At 67.1% G+C, this 19,091-nt stretch carries 18 protein-coding genes; 3 read left to right on the top strand and 15 right to left on the bottom strand.

Going from position 1 to position 19,091, the window contains the following annotated elements; all coding sequences use genetic code 11:
* The first annotated feature begins 252 nt into the window (after positions 1-252).
* Together ACUVWL_RS04695 and ACUVWL_RS04690 are read left to right on the top strand one after the other, a co-directional pair.
* Positions 253-1,341, top strand: coding sequence for a DUF5694 domain-containing protein (locus ACUVWL_RS04695; protein ID WP_197557358.1), 1,089 nt, complete (start codon positions 253-255; stop codon positions 1,339-1,341).
* 62 nt (positions 1,342-1,403) lie between these two features.
* Positions 1,404-1,694, top strand: a complete 291-nt coding sequence (locus ACUVWL_RS04690; protein WP_046431272.1) for a putative quinol monooxygenase — start codon at positions 1,404-1,406, stop codon at positions 1,692-1,694.
* On the opposite strand, the gene ACUVWL_RS04685 is transcribed toward ACUVWL_RS04690, so the two are convergent.
* From ACUVWL_RS04685 to ppsR, 15 genes are all read right to left on the bottom strand, one after another.
* Complete coding sequence (locus tag ACUVWL_RS04685; RefSeq protein ID WP_080052993.1) at positions 1,636-1,938, bottom strand: hypothetical protein; 303 nt, start codon at positions 1,936-1,938, stop codon at positions 1,636-1,638. The two genes, ACUVWL_RS04690 and ACUVWL_RS04685, sit on opposite strands and share 59 nt — an antisense overlap.
* Positions 1,939-2,000: 62 nt before the next feature.
* Complete coding sequence (locus ACUVWL_RS04680; protein ID WP_014647539.1) at positions 2,001-4,190, bottom strand: PAS domain S-box protein; 2,190 nt, start codon at positions 4,188-4,190, stop codon at positions 2,001-2,003.
* Positions 4,191-4,397: 207 nt separating this feature from the next.
* Positions 4,398-6,785 (bottom strand): Tex family protein, encoded by a 2,388-nt coding sequence (locus ACUVWL_RS04675; RefSeq protein ID WP_100450266.1) that lies wholly within the window; start codon positions 6,783-6,785, stop codon positions 4,398-4,400.
* A 207-nt stretch (positions 6,786-6,992) separates the two neighbouring features.
* On the bottom strand, positions 6,993-7,208 hold the full coding sequence (locus ACUVWL_RS04670; protein ID WP_005410085.1) for a hypothetical protein: 216 nt from the start codon (positions 7,206-7,208) through the stop codon (positions 6,993-6,995).
* A 750-nt stretch (positions 7,209-7,958) separates the two neighbouring features.
* Entirely contained in the window at positions 7,959-8,411 is a 453-nt protein-coding gene (locus ACUVWL_RS04665) for a hypothetical protein (RefSeq protein WP_049408098.1), read from the bottom strand.
* Positions 8,408-8,611, bottom strand: coding sequence for a PspC domain-containing protein (locus ACUVWL_RS04660; RefSeq protein ID WP_014647543.1), 204 nt, complete (start codon positions 8,609-8,611; stop codon positions 8,408-8,410). Before ACUVWL_RS04660 ends, ACUVWL_RS04665 begins: the two co-directional genes overlap by 4 nt.
* Positions 8,612-8,675: 64 nt before the next feature.
* A complete protein-coding gene (locus tag ACUVWL_RS04655; RefSeq protein ID WP_032956112.1) occupies positions 8,676-9,044 on the bottom strand; it encodes a YfeK family protein in 369 nt (122 codons plus the stop codon).
* A gap of 33 nt (positions 9,045-9,077) precedes the next feature.
* Positions 9,078-10,145: a class III poly(R)-hydroxyalkanoic acid synthase subunit PhaC gene (gene phaC, locus ACUVWL_RS04650; RefSeq protein WP_046431281.1), complete on the bottom strand. Its 1,068-nt coding sequence runs from the start codon at positions 10,143-10,145 to the stop codon at positions 9,078-9,080.
* On the bottom strand, positions 10,142-11,206 hold the full coding sequence (gene phaE, locus ACUVWL_RS04645) for a class III poly(R)-hydroxyalkanoic acid synthase subunit PhaE (RefSeq protein ID WP_445978865.1): 1,065 nt from the start codon (positions 11,204-11,206) through the stop codon (positions 10,142-10,144). Before phaE ends, phaC begins: the two co-directional genes overlap by 4 nt.
* A gap of 22 nt (positions 11,207-11,228) precedes the next feature.
* Complete coding sequence (locus ACUVWL_RS04640; RefSeq protein WP_445978864.1) at positions 11,229-11,843, bottom strand: CDP-alcohol phosphatidyltransferase family protein; 615 nt, start codon at positions 11,841-11,843, stop codon at positions 11,229-11,231.
* A 455-nt stretch (positions 11,844-12,298) separates the two neighbouring features.
* Positions 12,299-13,660, bottom strand: coding sequence for an MATE family efflux transporter (locus ACUVWL_RS04635; protein ID WP_445978863.1), 1,362 nt, complete (start codon positions 13,658-13,660; stop codon positions 12,299-12,301).
* A gap of 118 nt (positions 13,661-13,778) precedes the next feature.
* Positions 13,779-14,396, bottom strand: coding sequence for a DUF2239 family protein (locus ACUVWL_RS04630; protein WP_032956104.1), 618 nt, complete (start codon positions 14,394-14,396; stop codon positions 13,779-13,781).
* A 124-nt stretch (positions 14,397-14,520) separates the two neighbouring features.
* Positions 14,521-15,009 carry an NUDIX hydrolase gene (locus ACUVWL_RS04625; protein WP_014647550.1) on the bottom strand — a complete coding sequence of 163 codons (489 nt, stop codon included), beginning with the start codon at positions 15,007-15,009 and terminating at the stop codon, positions 14,521-14,523.
* Positions 15,010-15,050: 41 nt separating this feature from the next.
* The gene (locus ACUVWL_RS04620) at positions 15,051-15,560 is read right to left on the bottom strand and encodes a DUF1249 domain-containing protein (protein WP_049444258.1); all 510 of its coding nucleotides are present in this window, start codon (positions 15,558-15,560) and stop codon (positions 15,051-15,053) included.
* A gap of 178 nt (positions 15,561-15,738) precedes the next feature.
* Positions 15,739-16,560 carry a posphoenolpyruvate synthetase regulatory kinase/phosphorylase PpsR gene (gene ppsR / locus ACUVWL_RS04615; RefSeq protein ID WP_014647552.1) on the bottom strand — a complete coding sequence of 274 codons (822 nt, stop codon included), beginning with the start codon at positions 16,558-16,560 and terminating at the stop codon, positions 15,739-15,741.
* Between the two features lie 144 nt (positions 16,561-16,704).
* Here ppsR and ppsA point away from each other — a divergent pair, with 144 nt between their 5' ends.
* Positions 16,705-19,083, top strand: coding sequence for a phosphoenolpyruvate synthase (ppsA, locus tag ACUVWL_RS04610; RefSeq protein ID WP_445978862.1), 2,379 nt, complete (start codon positions 16,705-16,707; stop codon positions 19,081-19,083).
* The last annotated feature ends 8 nt before the right edge of the window (positions 19,084-19,091 follow it).

The following is a 19,091-nucleotide window of genomic DNA, read 5'->3' as shown; positions in this document are numbered from 1 at the left end:
TCACATTCTGCTCACGCGAGACAGGGGCACCGCCGAGCGGTTTCGCCAGGCGCCGGCTGGGCAGGTTCTGCTCGGCACCGGGTGTCGTCAGGGCATATGTCGCGCGTTGTCGCCGTCACTGGGCATAGCCTTGCCCGGCACGCGGATGCAGTTCAAGCGGAAAAGGTTTGCATGACCAACGGGAGATCCGGTGGCAGATGAAACTGGCCAGCATGCAGCGAACCGCAGGACGCTCACTGACACGGAGATCGCATGTTCCCACGCCTGGCCAGTTTCCTCATCCTGGGCCTGTGCAGCAGCGGCGCCTTCGCTGCCGACGCCACCTACCGCCCCAGCTTCCATCCCGACCAGCTGAAGGGCCCGCCTGCCGGGCGCCCGAACGAAGTGCTGGTACTGGGCACCACCCACTTGTCCGGCCTGCCCAAGTCCTTCCAGCCCGCCTTGCTTGAACCGTTGCTGCAGCGACTGGTCGCCTGGAAGCCCGAGCTGATCGCCACCGAAGACCTGTCAGGCCTGCAGTGCGATTTCATGCGTCGCTACCCGGCACGCTATGCGGAGAGCGTGGCCACCTACTGCTTCGACACCACCGCTGCGCAGGCTGCGACCGGACTGGACGTGCCTACGGCGAACACCCAGGCCGAGCACCTGCTTGCGACCTGGCCGGACGAGCCGACGCCCGCCCAGCGTCGTCGGCTCGCAGCATTGTTCCTGGCAGCGGGTGAACGCGGCTCGGCGCAGGTGCAGTGGCTGCGCCTGCCTGCGTCCGAGCGCAAAGGCGGTGATGGACTGACACCTGCCTTGGTCGAGATCCTCGAAAAAGGCCTGGTTCGCCGCAATGAAACCCACCTGATCGCCGCCGAGGTCGCCGCCCGCCTCGGGCAGGAACGCCTGTGGGCCGTGGACGACCACACGGCCGATTCGCCCACGCCCGCCGAGGATGAAGCGGCGGCCAGCGCGGCCATCACCGGTGCCTGGAACAATACGCACTCGCGCGCGCGGCGGGAGGCCGATGAACGCCTCGTGGCCGATCTGGACAAGCCCGGCGGTGTCATGGCGCTGTATCGGGACTACAACAGCCCGGCGGCGGCGATGGCCGCCTACCAGAGCGACTTCGGCGCGACGCTCGTCGAGCCGTCCTCCAAGGCGTTCGGCCGGATGTACGTCGGTTACTGGGAAACCCGCAACCTGCGCATGGTCGCCAACATCCGCGACGTGCTGAGCCAGCATCCTGGCAGACGCATGCTGGCCATCGTGGGTGCCTCGCACAAGGGCTACTACGAGGCCTACCTCAATCAGATGCATGACGTGCGGCTGGTCAGTGCGGACACGGTATTGCGTTGACGGGAACAGGTGCCGGCCATGCGCCGGCGCTATCCTGCAAGGCCCGATTCGCAGGTGCCGACATGCTGAAAGTGATCGCCGAGGATTTCATCCATCCCGATGCGGTGGACACCGTGCTTCCCCTGTACCGGGAGCTGGTCGCATGCACGCTGCGCGAGCCGCGCTGCCTCGGCTATGAACTGTTCGTCGACCAGAAGGATCCGGGCCACTTCATCTTCATCGAGCTGTGGCCCGACCGCGCCGCGCTCGACCTGCACTGTGCCAGCGAACACTTCCAGCGCCTTGTGCCACAGATCAATGCCTTCCAGTGTGCGCCGTGCCGGTTCCTGCTGATGGATGCCGTACGGGTGTAGTGCCTGCAGCGGGATGCACATGATCGCTGCGGCCATGCCGCCACAGCAACAGGCAGGCCGCAACCGTGCAGGACAGGCTCAGGACCAGCAGCGCGACCGCACCTTGCTGCAACACGGGCAACAACGCCCGTGCGTGCAGGTCGCCGCGCAGCTGTTCGGCGCGTAGACAGGCGGCCAGCGCCAGGCACCAGCCGATCAGGGCCGGAATGAACTTGCGTACCGCAACCGGGTTCCAGGCATTCATGGAGGTTACCTGCGTGAGTGGAGTGCGCGCAGTATTCGCGCGCGTCCTCTCACAGGCTGAGATCAGTCCTCCGCGGCGTCGGGATCGTCACCCGGAAGCTGGGACAACTCGCCCTGCACCTGCACGTTGTTGCGCCCCATCGCCTTGGCCCGGTAGCACTGGGCATCGGCCGCAGCCACCGCCTGGTCCACGCTCATGCCGCCGGCCAGCGGCGCGATACCGATGCTGGCACCGATCCGCAGCCGGTCCTGGTCCCACGGAATGGACAGCGCGGCCAGGGTGTGCAGCAGCTCGCCCCCGATGCGGGCCGCACGCCGCGGCGTGCAACCGGACAGGATGACCGCGAATTCGTCGCCGCCCAACCGTGCCACCACGTCCGAATCGCGCACGCCATGGCGCAGCACGCTGGCCACCGCCCACAGCACGGCATCGCCGGCCAGATGGCCCCAGGTGTCGTTGACCGGCTTGAAGCGGTCCAGATCGATGTACATCAGCGAGGCAGCCTGGCCGGTGCGCTCCACGCGGGTGATCGCCTGCTGCAGGTGTACCTCGAAACCGCGGCGGTTGCTCAGTTCGGTGAGCGGATCGATCTCGGCCAGGTGGCGGGCTTCGCGCTGGCGTGCCCGCTGCTGGGTGTCGTCGCGCAGCACCCACACCGCGCCGCGCACGTGGCCTTCGTCATCGCGCAGCCAGGCGCGGGTCAGGTCCACCGGCACCGTTGCCGTGCCCAGGCGCAGCAGCAGGTCGGCGTGCAGGTCCACCGCGTTGCTCTCCGGGTCCAGCAGCACCGTCACATCCAGTACCGAACCGGGCGCGTACTCGGTGGTCAGCGCCAGCACGTCCTGAACCTTGTGCCCGGCCAGCGACAATGCGCCATCACCGGCCAGGGTGCGCACCGCAGCCGCGTTGGCGTAGTCGATGCGGCCATCAAGGCTGACGCTGAGCACCAGGTCGGCCACCGCATCCAGCGTGATTCGGCTGCGTTGTTCACTCTCGAACAGGCGCTGCTCGCTGCTGCGCTGGGCGGTGATGTCCTGGATCTGCGACACGAAATGCAGCGGTTCGCCATGCTCGTTGCGCACCAGCGACACCGACAGCCGCGCCCAGATGATGCGGCCGTCGCGGTCGAGGTAGCGCTTTTCCAGGTGATAGTGGCTGCGTCGCCCGGCCAACAGGTCCTGTACCAGGGCCAGGTCGGTCTGCAGGTCATCGGGATGGGTCAGGCGCTGGAAATCGACCTGCAGCAGCTCTTCTCGCGGGTAGCCCAGTATCCGGCACAGCGCGTCGTTGACATCCAGCCAGCGTCCTTCCAGCGACACCAGTGCCATGCCCAGTGCGGCGGAGGTGAACGCGCCAGCGAACTTCTCTGCCGAAAGTCGTGCTTCGGCGCGTGCCTGCAGGATCTCGGTAATGTCGATGGCCATGCCGACGTAGCCGATGCGCGTTCCATCGGCACTCTCCATGCGGCTGATCGACAGGCGTACCTGGCGTGACTGGCCATCCTTGCGCAGCAGCGTCCACTGCCGCGAGTAGGTCTGCCCGTCGGCACGCGCGCTCAGCGCCTCGAACACGCCGGGAAGATTGCCATCAGCATCAGCCAGCGGCTGCAACCACGCTTTCAGTTCGGCTGGATCGTGGAAGGCGTCGAGCCGGCGCTGGCCGACCACCTCCGCCGCGCTGTAGCCCAGCAGGCGCTCCGCCCCCGTGTTGAACAGGGTGATGGTGCCATCGGTATCGGTGGCGATCACCGCCACCTCATCGGACGCATCGACCACGGCCTGCAGGCGCTGCCGGGTCTCGGCCGCGTCCTGCCTTGCCTGCTGCAGTTCGGTGACATCGGCATGGGCACCGGCCATCCACAGCGGCTTGCCCTGCCCGTCCCATTCAAAGACCCGGCCACGGTCCTGGATCCAGATCCACTGGCCGTTCCTGTGGCGCATGCGCAGCAGGCAGGCGTAGTTGTCGCTGCGCCCTTCGAAATGGTCGTCCAGCGCTGCATCGGACAGCGCAATGTCATCGGGATGGACCAGCTTCAGGAACGTCTTCTGGCAGATCGGTTCCAGCTCATCCAGGCGATAACCGACAATCTCGGCCCAGCGCGCATTGACCCGCATCTCGCCGGTCTGCACGTTCCATTCCCAGGTACCCGCAGCGGTACCGTCGATGATCATCGCCAGCCGGCGACGCTCTTCCGCCAACGCCTGCAGGCGGCGCTCCAGCAGTCCATTGCCGTGGGTGCCCTGGCCCGGCATCACTCCGGTCCCCTGCCGGCACGGGCAGGCGCCGACCGCAGCGAAGCACTGCGGTCTGCAACGAAGACGGCGGGTCGTGCTGGCGTCATGGTCCTCCCCAGCGACAGCGGGGAGGCCAAACGCCCCCCTCAGGCGCAAGTGTGCGCAATCACGGGGAAAACCGACAAGTCCCCCGACCCGGATCAACCGTGACGGGGGGCACGATCCTCAGCTGCGCTTGGCCCGGGCAAAGGCCTCGGCCAGGGCATTGTTGGCCGGCGGCGCAGACTGGGCCGGACGGCCGCCAGCGCCCTGGCCGCGGTTCGGTCCACGGTTCTGGCCGCCAGCGTCACGGCGCGGCCCTTGGCCCTGGCCCCGCTCATCGCGCTGGCCCGGGCGGCTGGTGGCCTGGCCCGGGGTATCGTCCAGGCGCCGGGTCAGGGCGATGCGCTTGCGCGCCACGTCCACCTCCAGCACCTTCACCTTGACGATGTCACCGGCCTTGACCACGTCGCGCGGGTCCTTCACGAAGGTATCGGCGAGCGCCGAGATGTGGATCAGGCCGTCCTGGTGCACGCCGATATCGACAAAGGCCCCGAAGGCGGCCACGTTGCTGACCACGCCCTCCAGCACCATGCCCTCGCGCAGGTCCTTGATGTCCTCGACGCCCTCGGCGAAGCGCGCCGCCTTGAACTCCGGGCGCGGGTCGCGGCCCGGCTTTTCCAGTTCCTTCAGGATGTCGCGCACGGTCGGGACGCCAAAGGTGTCGTCGGTGAACTGTTCTGCCTTCAGGCCACGCAGGAAGCTGCCGTCACCGATCAGCGCCTTGATCGGGCGCGCGGTGCTGGCCACGATGCGCTCAACCACCGGATAGGCTTCAGGGTGTACCGCCGAGGCGTCCAGCGGCTGGTCGCCATCGGCGATGCGCAGGAAGCCGGCGCACTGCTCGAAGGTCTTCTCGCCCAGGCGCGCGACCTTCAGCAGGTCCTTGCGGCGCTTGAACGGGCCGTTGTCGTCGCGATGGCGCACGATGTTCTCGGCCACCGTGGCCGACAGGCCGGACACCCGGGACAGCAGCGCGGCCGAGGCGGTGTTCACATACACGCCGACCGCGTTCACGCAGTCCTCCACGCGCGCGTCCAGCGCCCGCGCCAGGCGGTACTGGTCCACGTCGTGCTGGTACTGGCCGACACCGATCGCCTTGGGTTCGATCTTGACCAGTTCGGCCAGCGGGTCCTGCAGGCGACGAGCGATCGATACCGCGCCACGCAGCGACACGTCCAGCCCCGGGAACTCCTTGGCCGCGAACTCGGAGGCCGAGTACACCGAGGCGCCCGCCTCGCTGACCACGACCTTCTGCAGCTTCGGGTTGGCGGCAGCCTTGATCGCTTCGCCGGCCAGCTTGTCGGTTTCGCGGCTGGCGGTGCCATTGCCGATCGCGATCAGCTCCACGTTGTGCTTGGCGCACAGCTGCTTGATCGTCTGCACCGACTGCTCCCACTGGCGGCGCGGTTCGTGCGGGTAGATGGTGTCGGTGGCGACCAGCTTGCCGGTGGCATCGACCACGGCAATTTTGCAGCCAGTACGGATGCCAGGGTCCAGGCCCAGCACAGTCTTCGGGCCGGCCGGTGCGGCCAGCAGCAGGTCCTTCAGGTTGTCGCCGAACACCGCGATGGCTTCGGCTTCGGCCTTTTCGCGGGCCTGGTTGAACAGGTCCAGCAGAAGATGGGTGTGCAGCTTGGCGCGCCAGGTCAGGCGGCAGGCATCCAGCAGCCAGCGGTCGGCGGCACGCCCCCGGTCGGCGATGCCGGCCTTGCGTGCCACCCGACCCTCGGCGTACTGGTGGCCCGCTTCGGCATCGCTGCCCGGGTCCAGTTCCAGGAACAGGATCTCTTCGCGGCGCGCGCGGAACAGCGCCAGCAACCGGTGCGAGGGAATCTTCGCCAGAGATTCGGCATGTTCGAAATAGTCGCGGTACTTGGCGCCTTCGGTTTCCTTGCCCTCGGCCACGCGGGCACGGATCACGCCGGTCTCGCCCAGCCAGGTGCGCAGCTCGCCAACCAACGCGGCATCTTCGCCCCAGCGCTCCATCAGGATCGCGCGGGCGCCTTCCAGCGCGGCCTTGGTGTCGGCCACACCCTTGTCGGTATCGACGAAGGTGGCCGCGAACGTCTGCGGGTCCTGCGTCGGATCGGCCAGCAGGCCATCGGCCAGCGGCTCCAGACCGGCCTCGCGGGCGATCTGGGCGCGGGTACGTCGCTTGGGCTTGTAAGGCAGGTACAGGTCTTCCAGCCGGCTCTTGGTATCGGCGGCCAGGATGTCATTGCGCAGCTCGTCGCTGAGCTTGCCCTGCTCGCCGATGCTGGCCAGCACCGCCGCACGGCGGTCCTCCAGCTCGCGCAGGTAGGTCAGCCGGGTTTCCAGGTTGCGCAGCTGGGTGTCGTCCAGGCCACCGGTCACTTCCTTGCGGTAGCGCGCGATGAACGGAACGCTGGCGCCCTCGTCGAGCAGGCCGACGGCGGCGCGTACCTGGGCGGACTGGGCACCGATCTCGTCGGCGATGGTCTGGGCGATCTGCTGGGCGAGCGCGCTCTGGGCGTTCTTGGCGTCGTGCATTGCTTCAGGTCTGAGCCGCGTTACGGGAAGACCCCATTCTGGCAACCGACGACGGAGCCGGACAAGGCATTGACAGGGGACGGGGTTCAGCGGCGTAGCCGGAGTGGACGCCGGCATCCTGGCAAAGAGCGGGCCCGGACTGGCCCGGGGCTGGGATGCCGGCGCGGGCGCGCGATGGTGGGCGCGCCCTGCCGCGTGTTGCGTAGGTCAGCGGTAGTGGCGGGCGGCGCGCTGCATGACGATCTCGTCACGCATGCCTTCCAGGGCCATCAGGCGGACCTTGCCGACACCCTGCAGTTCCATGAACCGCTCCGTGTAGAACTCCGGCCCCAGCGCGGTGTCGGCGCGGGATTTGCTGAAGCCGTAGGGCACCACGCCCTTCTCGCCATCCTTGCTACCACCGACATAAAGAACGATTGCCATGTGATGTATTCCTCCAAATTGCTACTGCGTACTGCACTCGATGAGCGATGCTGCGAGCTCATCGGGGGAGAGCTTACCGCGTCGAACCTGACTGGAACGTCACGAAGGCTAATGACGATCGGTTGCATGCAGATGACTGCGGGATCGCAGCAGAATGCTTACGGATCCTTAACTTCCGGCTAACCAATCCGTGGGGGATTCCCGCCAACGGCGCAGCCCCTCGTGGGTGGTCGTGTAACGCGTTTCATGTGATTGGGCCGCGCACCCACCTCGCCCGGCCCCTGACAGTTTTTCGGGCACGTCCAGCCACGGAAAAGAAAAAAGAAGATCAAAAGCAAAAACAGCTTGCCTGGCCGCTTTTTGTAGAGCCGAGCCCACGCTCGGCTGCTTTCAGGCCAGTCCGCGAAGCCGAGCGCAGGCTCGGCTCTACACGAGCAAGCGCAGCGCGCGACCCGCTTCTGCTGTTCTTTATCTCTTCCGTGGCTGGACGCGCACGGAATCTGTCAGCGGCCGGGTGGGTGGGGGTGGCGGGGTATCTGCGGCATGGGTCGGGCGCATGCGCCCGACGGGTTGGGCAGGACGCCCAACCCCGGTCTTGCCGTGTGCGCAGGACAGCGCACACGTGCAAGCCGCGGCCAAGCCCCCATGGATGGGTTCACGGCGTCCGCGCTGGCCCCACCCACCCGGCCAGCCCCCAGGAAGCAGGCATTCCGCGACCAAGCCACGAGGGGCTGCGCCGTTGGCTGGAAACTACGGCCACCAGCCGTGCCCGAACCGGGCGAAATGATCGGCCGCCCGCTCGAACGGATTGCGCGCACTCACCCCGCCACACAGCAGGTACACCGGCAGGTACAGCGGCCCCAGCACCATGTACTGGTAGACATGCGCACGCTCATGGTCGTCCAGCCGGATCAGCGGCTCCACGCCCCACCCCGCCTGATGCGCGTAGGTCCGGCAGGAAATGCCAAGATCGTGGCCCGTGTGCAGGATCACATTGCCCAAGGTGATCGCCCCACCCGGCCCCCACGGCCAGCGGTCGAACACCAGCGCGCAGTCACGCCGGCTCCAGCGCAATGTCGCGCCGCCGAGCATGCCGGCCAGCCCACCCATCAGGCCGATCAGGGTGTTGGGCAGGGTCCACACCGCGCCCAGCACCTGCAGCGCGCGCAGCCAGATCGGCCAAGGCCGGGAGGCGGTGTTCAATCGGCCTCGTTCGGCATCAGCAGCCACAGGATCAGGTAGACCAGGATGCCGGGGAAGGCCGCCGAGGCCAGCGACAGCAGCACGTAGACCACCCGCAGAAGGGTGGCATTCCAGCCGAAGCGATGGGCAATGCCACCCATCACGCCGGCGATCATGCGGTCGTTCAATGAACGCGACAGTGTCTTGGGCGTGGTGTTCATGGCGGCGGCTCCGGGCAACGGACAGGGCAGTCGAGCGTGGCTCGACTCTACACCCTGCCCATGTCTACGGCGTGCGGTGACGCAGCGCCTGCAGGCGCGCACCGAACCAGGCGGCTGCGGTCTGTTCAGGCTGCCCCGGGCACTGGATGCGATAGGGTTTGCCGCTCATGCTGCTCTGGCTGGCGGCGCGCTCGATGAACTGCTCGGCGCTGTCCACCATGTCCTTCTTCAGCAGATAGTCGTACTTGCGCTGCAGATGCGCGCGCGCATCGCCGCCGTCGTACCAGCTGCCATTGCGCTGGAACCGGCACTGGGAGCCGTCCAGGCTGGCGATCAACTGGGCGATCTCCCGCCGTGCATCCGCACTGGGTGCGGCCTGGGCAAGGGGCGCTGCCAGCAGTACCGCAAGAATCAACAAAACCCGGTACGTCATCATCCCTCCAAGTCAGTCGAGCAGGGCTCGACTCTACAGGTCGCGCGCCTTCAGCCAACCATCGATCGTGGCCGGCACTTCGCGCTGCGCGCGCCCGGACACGTAGATGCCGATATGGCCACCGCGGAAGCTGGACTCGGTGTAGTCGTCCGTGCCCAGGCGCCCGCGCATCGCGCGCGAGGCGTCCGGCGGCACCAGATGATCCTGCTCGGCGTAGATGTTCAGCACCGGCAGCGTCACCTGCGACAGGTCCACTGCTTCCTCGCCGATCCTTACCGTGCCCTTCATCAGGCCATTGGCCTGGTAGAACTGCTTGATGAAATCGCGGAACGCCTCGCCCGCCAGGTCCGGCGAATCGAAGATCCACTTCTCCATGCGCAGGAAGTCCTCCAGCGCCGCCTTGTCATCGAGGATGTCGAGCAGGCCGACGTACTTCTGCACGTTCAGGCGGAACGGCTTGAGCATCAGGTAGCTGGCGTTCATCAGGTCGGCCGGGATGTTGCCCAGCGTATCGACCAGCAGGTCCACGTCCACCTGCCGCGCCCAGTGCGAGAGCATGTTGTCGGCGGTCTGGAAATCGACCGGGGTGACCATGGTGATCAGCTTGCCCAGCTTCTGTTGGCGCAACGCTGCGTAGCACAGCGCGAACACGCCGCCCTGGCAGATGCCGAGCAGGTCGACCGGGCCACCACTGCGCACGCGCAGCGCATCGACCGCTCCGTCGATGTAGCGCAGCAGGTAGTCCTCCAGGGTCTGGAAGCGTTCGGACCGGTCCGGGTAGCCCCAGTCCAGCACGTACACGTCCTGGCCCAGCGCCAGCAGCTTCTGCACCAGCGAACGGTCGGCCTGCAGGTCGACCATGTACGGCCGGTTGACCAGCGCGTAGACGATCAGCAGCGGCGTGCGCCGGGTCGGCGCCTGCTCACCGACGAAGCGATACAGCACCACCTTGCCGTCGCGCCAGACTTCCTCGCGCGCGGTCACGCCATAGTCCACGTCTTCCACCTGCGGCAGCAGCTTCAGCCCTTCCATCAGCTTGCGCTGCATGGCCAGGCTCTCCTGCATCAGGTCATCGGCGTTGAAGCCCAATGGTCCCTTCATCGGTCACGCGCCCGAGCGGAAGTGCGAGGTGCGGCCTTCTTCGCAGATGTCCTCTTCGCAGGCGCCTTCTTTGCCGGCGCGGCCTTCTTCGCGGCCTTGCGCGCAGTTGGCTTCACCTTCGCCGGCGCCGGCTGCGCCACCGGATCGACCTCAGCGGTTCCGGCCAGCACAGCCACCTGCGCCTGCAGGCGGCGCAGGCTGCGCTCCAGCTCGGCGATGCGGCGGTGTGCGGCATCCATCTCGCTGCGGGTGGGCAGGCCGATCCGTTCACTCATCTGTTCCACCTCCCGCTGCAGGCCGGCGCGCAGGCGCATCTGCGCGTTGCCCAGCGAGGCGTACACCTGCTGGAACGGTTCGGACATGGCGACCTTGGCGTAGGCCTCCTCGGCAACTTCGATCCACAGGTCGAACATCGCGCGGGCGCTGGTCAGCTGGCTGCCGGGCTGTTCGTGCTCGGCCAGGCGCTGCTCGAACAGCGCAAAGGCTTCGTCCAGTGCCTGCTTGATCTGATCGACATAGGCGCGCGAATGCTGCTGGTATTCCTCCTGCGCACGCAGCAGGGCCTGCCAGCGCGCCTGGTGCTCGCGGCCGGGGCCGAATGCCGGGCTCTGCAGCCACGGGCCCGCCTGCAGCTGGAACTGCTGCAGCCAGGCGGCGAATTCGGGTATCGCGGCGCCGGCGTGCGTGCTGCCACGGGCGCCCTGCAGCATCCACTGGAGCATGCCGTCGCCCTGCCCCTGCACCGCCTCGCGCCAGGCCTGGGCCACATCGGCACTGCTGGCGTCGCGGCCCGCAAACCGTGCGGCGACCTCCTGCATGGTGCCGTACCAGCTGCCCGCCTGTTCGCGGAACCGGCGCACGGCATCTTCCGGCGCGCCCTGCGCCTGCTCGGGCAACAGCTGGCCCCACCAGTCGAACAACCGCTGCCAACTGCCGGGATCGTCACCGGCGGGTGCGCCGGGCGTGCTCGCATGGCGCAGGGCATCGCCCCAGGCGCCGAAATACTGCCGGGCCAGGGTTTCGAAATCGCTGCTGCCGGTGTCGTGGGCCGAGCTGGTCATCGCAGGCCTCCGCAGGGCTGGCTCATGGCTTGGGAATACGCAGGGTCTTGCTGATCATCAGCGACCCGGACAGGGCGAACAACAGCACCATCGGGTGCAGCTGCCACGGGCCGATCTGCCACTGGCCGAACCAGATGTTCTGGCCGATGGCATCGGTGCCGGCGGCAATCGCCAGTGCGATCACCAGCACCAGGCTGGTCGGGATCGGGGTGCCCTCGAAATACGTGACCTTGCCCTCGTCGCCGGCGAGCGCCTCGGCAGTGACGTTGTAGCGTGCCAGGCGGCTGACGCCGCAGCAGACGAAGTAGCTCAGCACCAGCCAGTCCCATCCGCCCTGCATGCCGCAGGCATAGGCCAGCGCCGCCGGCGCCACGCCGAAGGAGATCACGTCGGACAGCGAGTCCAGCTCGCGGCCCAGGGTGGAGCTGGACTTGCGCCAGCGCGCGATGCGCCCGTCGAGGGCGTCGAAGATGAAGGCCAGCGGGATCAGCGCCATGCCGAACAGCAGATAGCCGCGCTCGCCGTCCTGCAGGAAGCGCATCGCGGCAAAGACCGCACCGGTGCCGCAGAAAGCATTGGCCAGGGTGAACCAGTCGGCCAGCTGGAATTCGCGCAGCATCGAGAAGTGACGTTTCATGGGGTCTCACGGAGCATCAAGGCCCACAGGTTACCGCGAGCGCCGCCGCTGGCGACAGCGCTGGCTCAGCCGATCCTTCACCGCCCCCTCACCCGTCGTCACCGGCGGTGAATTTTTCGCCACCCATCTTGACAGCCTAGGGGGGTGGCGCCTGTCGGGGCTTATCCACAAAGTTGCCCACGCGTAATCCACACCCCCTGTGGACAACCAGATCTCACCGACTGCGACGGTGGACATTTCCTCATCACTCTTCCGCGGGGTTTCCCTACTTCCCAAGCCGCAGAGTCGGCGCTATGGTCACCGGCGGGCCCGCCGCCGCCGCGTCCGATTCCTGGTGACGGGCGGCGATGATGCCGGATGCTTCCATCTGCCGCTGGCGCAGCGGCCCTGAAGTGGTAGAGCCGGCCGCTGGCCGGCTGCCCCGACCGTTCCGCGTTGCCGGCCAGCGGCCGGCACTACCCAGCCTGCACCCGCCGCCAGCGCTCGAAACAGAACACCTGCATCACCAGCATCGCCAGCAACCCCAGCGGCCACGCCCACCACACGCCGGCCAGCCCGTGCTGCGCCTGCATCCACATCGCCAGCGGCAGCTCCAGCAGCAATACCGCCGCCATGCCCAGCAGCGCTGGCCGCCATACCGTGCCACTGCCGCGCATCACTCCTACCAGCACGGTGCTGCCGCCCATCGCCAGCACGCCCCATGCCACCGTGCGCAACTGCAGCGTCGCCAGTTCACGCGCTTCGGCAGCCACCAGGATCAGGCCGGTCAGCCAGGGCGCAAGCGCCATCACCAGCAGCACCACTGCACTCAGCATCGCCAGTCCAAGCAGCACGCCGGTGCGGGCGATGCCGGGCAGCCGTGCCGTACGCCCCGCGCCCATCGCATGCGCCGCGAGGATGGTGGCGGTAATGCCCAGTGACATGGCCGGCAGCTGCACCCAGCTCATCAACTGGTTGACCGCACCGTAGGCCGCCGTGGCCGTGTAGCCGTAGCGGTTGATCCAGCCCAGCAATACGATCTCGGCAATGGCCAGGCTGAGCATCTGCAGCGAAGACGGTACGCCGATGCGCAGCATCGCACGGATGAGCGCGCCATCGAAACGGATGGCACGCAGCAGCTCGCGCCGTGGCGCCAGGGGATGTCCTACCCGCTGCCAGCGCCACAGCAACCAGCCCAAGGCCAACAATGAGGCAAACGCCGCCGATACAGCCGCACTGGCCGACCCCAGCCGCGGCAGGCCGGCCCAGCCCAGGATCAGCAGCGGCGTGCACAGCAGGCCGACCACCGTGGCCAGCAGCAGCGCCTGCAGCGGCGTCTTTGCATCGCCCACCGCGCGGCTCACGGCAGTGGCCAGCCACAGTAGGAAGAACACCGGAGCCGCCAGCAACAGCACGCGCGCGTACACGATGGACTCGCCGAGGATCGCTGCCGGCGTGCCCAGTGCCGCCAGCAGCTGTGGCGCGAAACCGCCGCCCAGGGCCATCACCAGCACCGACAACAGCAGGATCAGCGCCACCGCGCTGCCGGCCACCGCGCGCGCCTGTTGCGGGCGGCCCGCGCCCCAGGCCTGGCCGATCAGCACCATCGCGCCCGTGGCCAGGCCCATCACCAGGGCCAGCAGCAGGAAAAAGACCGGGAAGAACGCCGCGGCCGCAGCCACCGCCTGTGTGCCAAGCAGGTGGCCGAGATAGATGTTGTCCAGCGTGCCTGCGGCCAGCTGCAACGCATTGGTCAGCAGCATCGGCAGCAGCAGCGTCAGGTAGGTGCGCCACAGCGGGGGTGCTGCCGGAGGTGTCGGATGTACAGGGGGGCTCATGGGATTCTCTGGGCAAGGCGCCGCCTTGCCCGGCGTTTCCGCCAGCAAAGCAAGCACAGGGGAAGCGGGCCGCGGCCCGCGATCAGATGACGCCGTCGCTCAGCAACGGCGCGATGGCTCAGCCGTCAGCGTCTTCGAACGCCAGCCGCAGGGCGTGGTCGCGCACATCCCTGGGCCAGGAATGCAGCGCCGCTTCCAGGCCCGCGCGGTCATGCGCGAACAGCACCCGAATGGCCTCCTCGAAGCCCGGCAGGTCACCGGCGATGGCCTGCAGGAAGTGATAGGTACGCTCGCTGTGGCGGCGCTGCCGATCCTCGTCGGCACCGGCACGGCTGGCCGCTTCCACCAGCCTGCGCAGCACCACCGAAGCCCCACCCGGCTGTTCGGCCAACCACGCCCAATGCCGCGGCAGCAGCGTCACTTCGCGGGCGACCACGCCCAGTCTGGGGCGGCCACGGCCACGCGGGGTTGCGGGCGCCTCTCCGGTAGTGACGTCGGCATCCGCCTCCACGGCGGAGGGAAACGCTTCGGTCACCCGTGCCAGCAGCTCTGTGTCGCTGCCGCGCGTGTCGAAATCGCGGGTTCGCCCGCTGGCGTTGTCGAACACCAGCAGCGGACCGGCTGCGTTGTCGGCACGCAGTTGTTTCAACGCCAGCGCTGCCACTTCCGGCGTGCCGGAAGCGACCAGGCGATGGCCGTCGAAACAGCTGAAGGGAGGAAGTCGGGACACAGGCATGGCAATGGCATCAGAGGCGATGCGTGAATATTGCCCGGGTAATTTCACCGAGTCAATATTGTCCGGGTATTAATTTGCCAGAAGAGCGTGCCAACCAAGGTTGGCACCCACCCGATTCGTCACCTCACAGCCGGCTGTAGGACCAACTGACCATGCGGCCGTCCTTGTACGGCATCACGCCGTGGAACGGGCGCGGGTCGGCGTCGAACACCAGCGGCAGGAAGTTGCGGTCGCCCTCCCACATCGGCAGCGTGTCCAGCTTGTCCAGGTCCACCCACTCCAGCGTGCCCTCGTGGTTGCCGCCGTGCGGGGTGCCTTCGAAAGTGTCGATGACGAACACGAAGCCCAGCCAGTCTTCACCGTGCTTGCCGAAGCCCGGCCAGCTGAGGGTGCCGCGCAGGCGCATGCCGGTGCAGTCGATGCCGGCTTCCTCGGCGATCTCGCGACGCATGCTGGCTGCCACGTCCTCGTCCGCTTCGATCTTGCCGCCCAGCCCGTTGTACTTGCCCAGGTGGTGGTCACCCGGACGGGTGTTGCGATGGATCATCAGCACCTGGCGACGATCAGGCGACAGCACGTAGCCCAGGGTGGCGACGATCGGGGTGTACGGCATGGGCGGCATCCAGCGGCAGGTCAGCCGTGGATTATGGCCGATCAGCGCACCAGCGACAGGCGGCGCTCGGCGAGTGTGCCTGCGCCATCGGGATCGCGGCGCAGGGTGGCCACGCCGTGACCGCGCTCAGCCAGGTATTCCAGCCACTTGCCGAGGAAGGTGTTCATCCGCATGCGGTGGCTGATCAGCTCGGCCGGCGGCGGGTACAGGCCCATCGTGTCCTGCCAGCGGCGGCCGACGTAGCAATGGGTGGTCTCGGCCTGGCGTGCGTCACGGTAAAGGCGCACATACGCCGAGGGATCCGGCTCACCGGTGACCGGGTCGGCCAGGTCGTAGGTCAGGCGCAGTTCCACCGTGTAGCGGTGGCACTCGATCACGTCCAGGCGTACGTCCAGGCCGTCGCCGATCGAGGAAATGTAGCTGCCCGCCACCAATCCGGCCGGTTCGAAAAGGCGCACCAGATGGCGGTAGTTCTCCGCGTACAGGCCCATGAGCCAGCTCAACCGGCTCAGGCGGGGAATGCGTTCGGTGCGGGGCGAGGCTTGGGCCATGGGTCGATCCTACACGTTGGTGCTTCAACGTGGGGGCGCCTCAAGCCACGGCCAACCCGACAACGACGATCCCCGTGTAGAGCCGAGCCCATGCTCGGCTGCTGTTCGGGAAGAACCCGGCGGCCCAGCCGAGCGTGGGCTCGGCTCTACAGGGCGAAGTGCGGCGCGCCGGAAAGGCTCAATACAGCTCGCGCTGCAGCCCCAGCGTGGCCAGCACCTTGCTGGAAATCTCCTCGATCGAGGTATGCGTGGTGCTCAGGGTCGGGATCCGCTCCATGCGGAACATGGTCTCGGCCGCAGCCACCTCGCGCTTGCAGGTCTCCAGGTTGGCGTAGCGCGAGTTCGGACGGCGCTCCTGGCGGATCTGCTGCAGCCGGTCCGGATCGATGGTCAGGCCGAACAGCTTGCGCCGGTAATTGCGCAGTCGCGGCGGCAGGCGATCGCTTTCCAGGTCTTCGTCGGTCAGCGGGTAGTTGGCCGCGCGTACCCCGTAATGCAGGGCCAGGTAGATGCAGGTCGGCGTCTTGCCCGCGCGCGACACCGCCACCAGGATCACGTCGGCATCGTCGTAGTTCACCGCGATGCCGTCGTCATGGGTCAGGGCGAAGTTCATCGCGTTGATGCGACGGTGGTAGGTATCGAAATCGACCATGCCGTGGGCCTGGCCGACCCGGGCCAGGCGCGGGCTGGCCAGTTCACGCTCCAGCGGCTCGATGAACGGCGCGAACACATCCAGCATCAGCGCCCCGCTGTCGGCCAGGATCAGGCTCAGGCTCTGGTCCACGCAGGAGTTCACCACGATCGGCCGGACCTGGTAGCGCTCCCCTGCCGCCTGGATCCGGGCACAGGCTTCACGCGCCTTTTCGGGGTCGTCGACAAACGACATGCGGTCGGTAATGAAGCTGAACCCGGAGAACTGGGTCAGCAGGCTATGCCCAATGGTTTCAGCGGTGATACCGGTTCCATCGGAAACGTAGAACACCGGACGGATGGTCGACATGCGCGCTTTTACCCCCTACGAAGCTTAAAAAGGCCGCCAGCACAAGCTTGTGCCGACGGTGCTCTGCCCGGCATCATATCGGCTTCTTCCTACGGACGCGGCCACTCAGCCCGCCTCGGGCGATGGCCAAACGGAGCATCGCGCTTGAACGAGAACATCCTGTGGTTGCACGAACTGCGTCTGGCCGATCTGGCCCGCGTAGGCGGCAAGAATTCGTCGCTGGGCGAGATGATCGGCAACCTGGCCGGTCTGGGCGTTTCGGTGCCGGGCGGTTATGCCACCACCGCTGAAGCCTTCAAGGACTTCATTGCGCACAACGATCTGTCCAAGCGCATCTTCGACAGGCTGGCCACGCTGGACGTCGAGGACGTCAACGCGCTGACCGCCGCCGGCAAGGAAATCCGCAGCTGGGTGATCGATGCGCCGCTGCAGCCGCAGCTGGACCAGGACATCCGCACCGCTTACGCCAAGCTGAGCGCCGACAACGGCGGCGGCGATGTGGCCGTGGCCGTGCGTTCCTCGGCCACCGCCGAGGATCTGCCGGATGCCTCCTTCGCCGGCCAGCAGGAAACCTTCCTCAACGTCACCGGTGCCGACGATGTCGTGCACAAGGTCAAGGAAGTGTTCGCCTCGCTGTACAACGACCGCGCCATCGCCTACCGCGTGCACCACGGCTTCAAGCATGAGGATGTGTTCCTGTCCGCCGGCGTGCAGCTGATGGTGCGTTCGGGCGTCGGTTCGTCCGGCGTGCTGTTCACCCTGGACACCGAGTCCGGCTTCCGCGACGTGGTGTTCGTCACCTCTTCGTTCGGCCTGGGCGAAATGGTCGTGCAGGGCGCGGTCAATCCCGACGAGTACTACGTCTACAAGCCCACCCTGCAGGCCGGCAAGCCGGCGATCCTGCGCCGCTCGCTCGGCAGCAAGGCGATCCGCATGGTGTATTCCGATGTTCCGGGTGAGCGCGTCAGGATCGAGGACACCCCGGCCGAGCTGCGCAACACCTTCTCGATCAGCGACGAGGACGTGCAGGAACTGTCCAAGCAGGCGCTGGTCATCGAAGAGCACTACGGCCGCCCGATGGACATCGAGTGGGCCAAGGACGGTGTCAGCGGCAAGCTGTTCATCGTGCAGGCGCGCCCGGAAACGGTGAAGTCGCGCAGCCACGCCACCCAGATCGAGCGCTTCGCGCTGACCGAGAAGGGCGGCAACGTGCTGGCCGAAGGCCGCGCCGTCGGCGCCAAGATCGGCTCGGGCGTGGCCCGCGTGGTGAAGACGCTGGACGACATGAACCGCGTGCAGCCGGGCGACGTACTGATCGCCGACATGACCGATCCCGATTGGGAACCGGTGATGAAGCGCGCTTCGGCCATCGTCACCAACCGTGGCGGCCGTACCTGCCACGCCGCGATCATCGCGCGCGAGCTGGGCGTGCCGGCCGTGGTCGGTTCGGGCAACGCCACCAAGGTGATCGAAGATGGCCAGCTGGTCACCGTCAGCTGCGCTGAAGGCGATACCGGCTTCATCTACGAAGGAAAGCTCGGCTTCGAGCGCACCACCACCGATCTGGGCAACATGCCGCCGGCACCGCTGAAGATCATGATGAACGTGGCCAACCCGGAACGTGCCTTCGACTTCGGCCAGCTGCCGAACGCCGGCATCGGCCTGGCCCGCCTGGAAATGATCATCGCCAGCCACATCGGCATCCATCCGAACGCGCTGCTGGAATACGACCGCCAGGATGCGGCGACCAAGAAGAAGATCGACGAGAAGATCGCCGGCTACGGTGATCCTGTCAGCTTCTACGTGGACCGCCTGGCCGAAGGCATCGCCACGCTCACCGCCTCGGTTGCACCGAACCCGGTGATCGTGCGCCTGTCGGACTTCAAGTCCAACGAGTACGCCAACCTGATCGGCGGCAGCAACTACGAGCCGCACGAAGAAAACCCGATGATCGGCTTCCGCGGCGCCAGCCGTTACGTCGACCCGAGCTTCTCGGCCGCCTTTGCGCTGGAGTGCAAGGCCGTGCTGCGCGTGCGCAACGAAATGGGCCTGGACAACCTGTGGGTCATGATTCCGTTCGTGCGCACCCTGGAAGAAGGCCGCAAGGTCGTCGAGGTGCTGGAACAGAACGGCCTGAAGCAGGGCGAGAACGGCCTGAAGATCATCATGATGTGCGAAGTGCCGTCCAACGCACTGCTCGCCGATGAGTTCCTGGAGATCTTCGACGGCTTCTCGATCGGCTCCAACGACCTGACCCAGCTCAGCCTGGGCCTGGACCGCGACTCGTCGATCGTCGCGCACCTGTTCGACGAACGGAACCCGGCAGTGAAGAAGCTGCTGTCGATGGCGATCAAGGCCGCACGCGCCAAGGGCAAGTACGTCGGCATCTGCGGCCAGGGCCCGTCCGATCACCCGGATCTGGCCGAATGGCTGATGCAGGAAGGCATCGAGTCGGTGTCGCTGAACCCGGACACCGTGGTCGATACCTGGCTGCGCCTGGCCAAGCTGAAGGCCAACGGCTGATGCCGTAA

This window comes from Stenotrophomonas muris (assembly GCF_052751275.1).
This window is presented reverse-complemented; position numbering and strand designations above follow the sequence as displayed.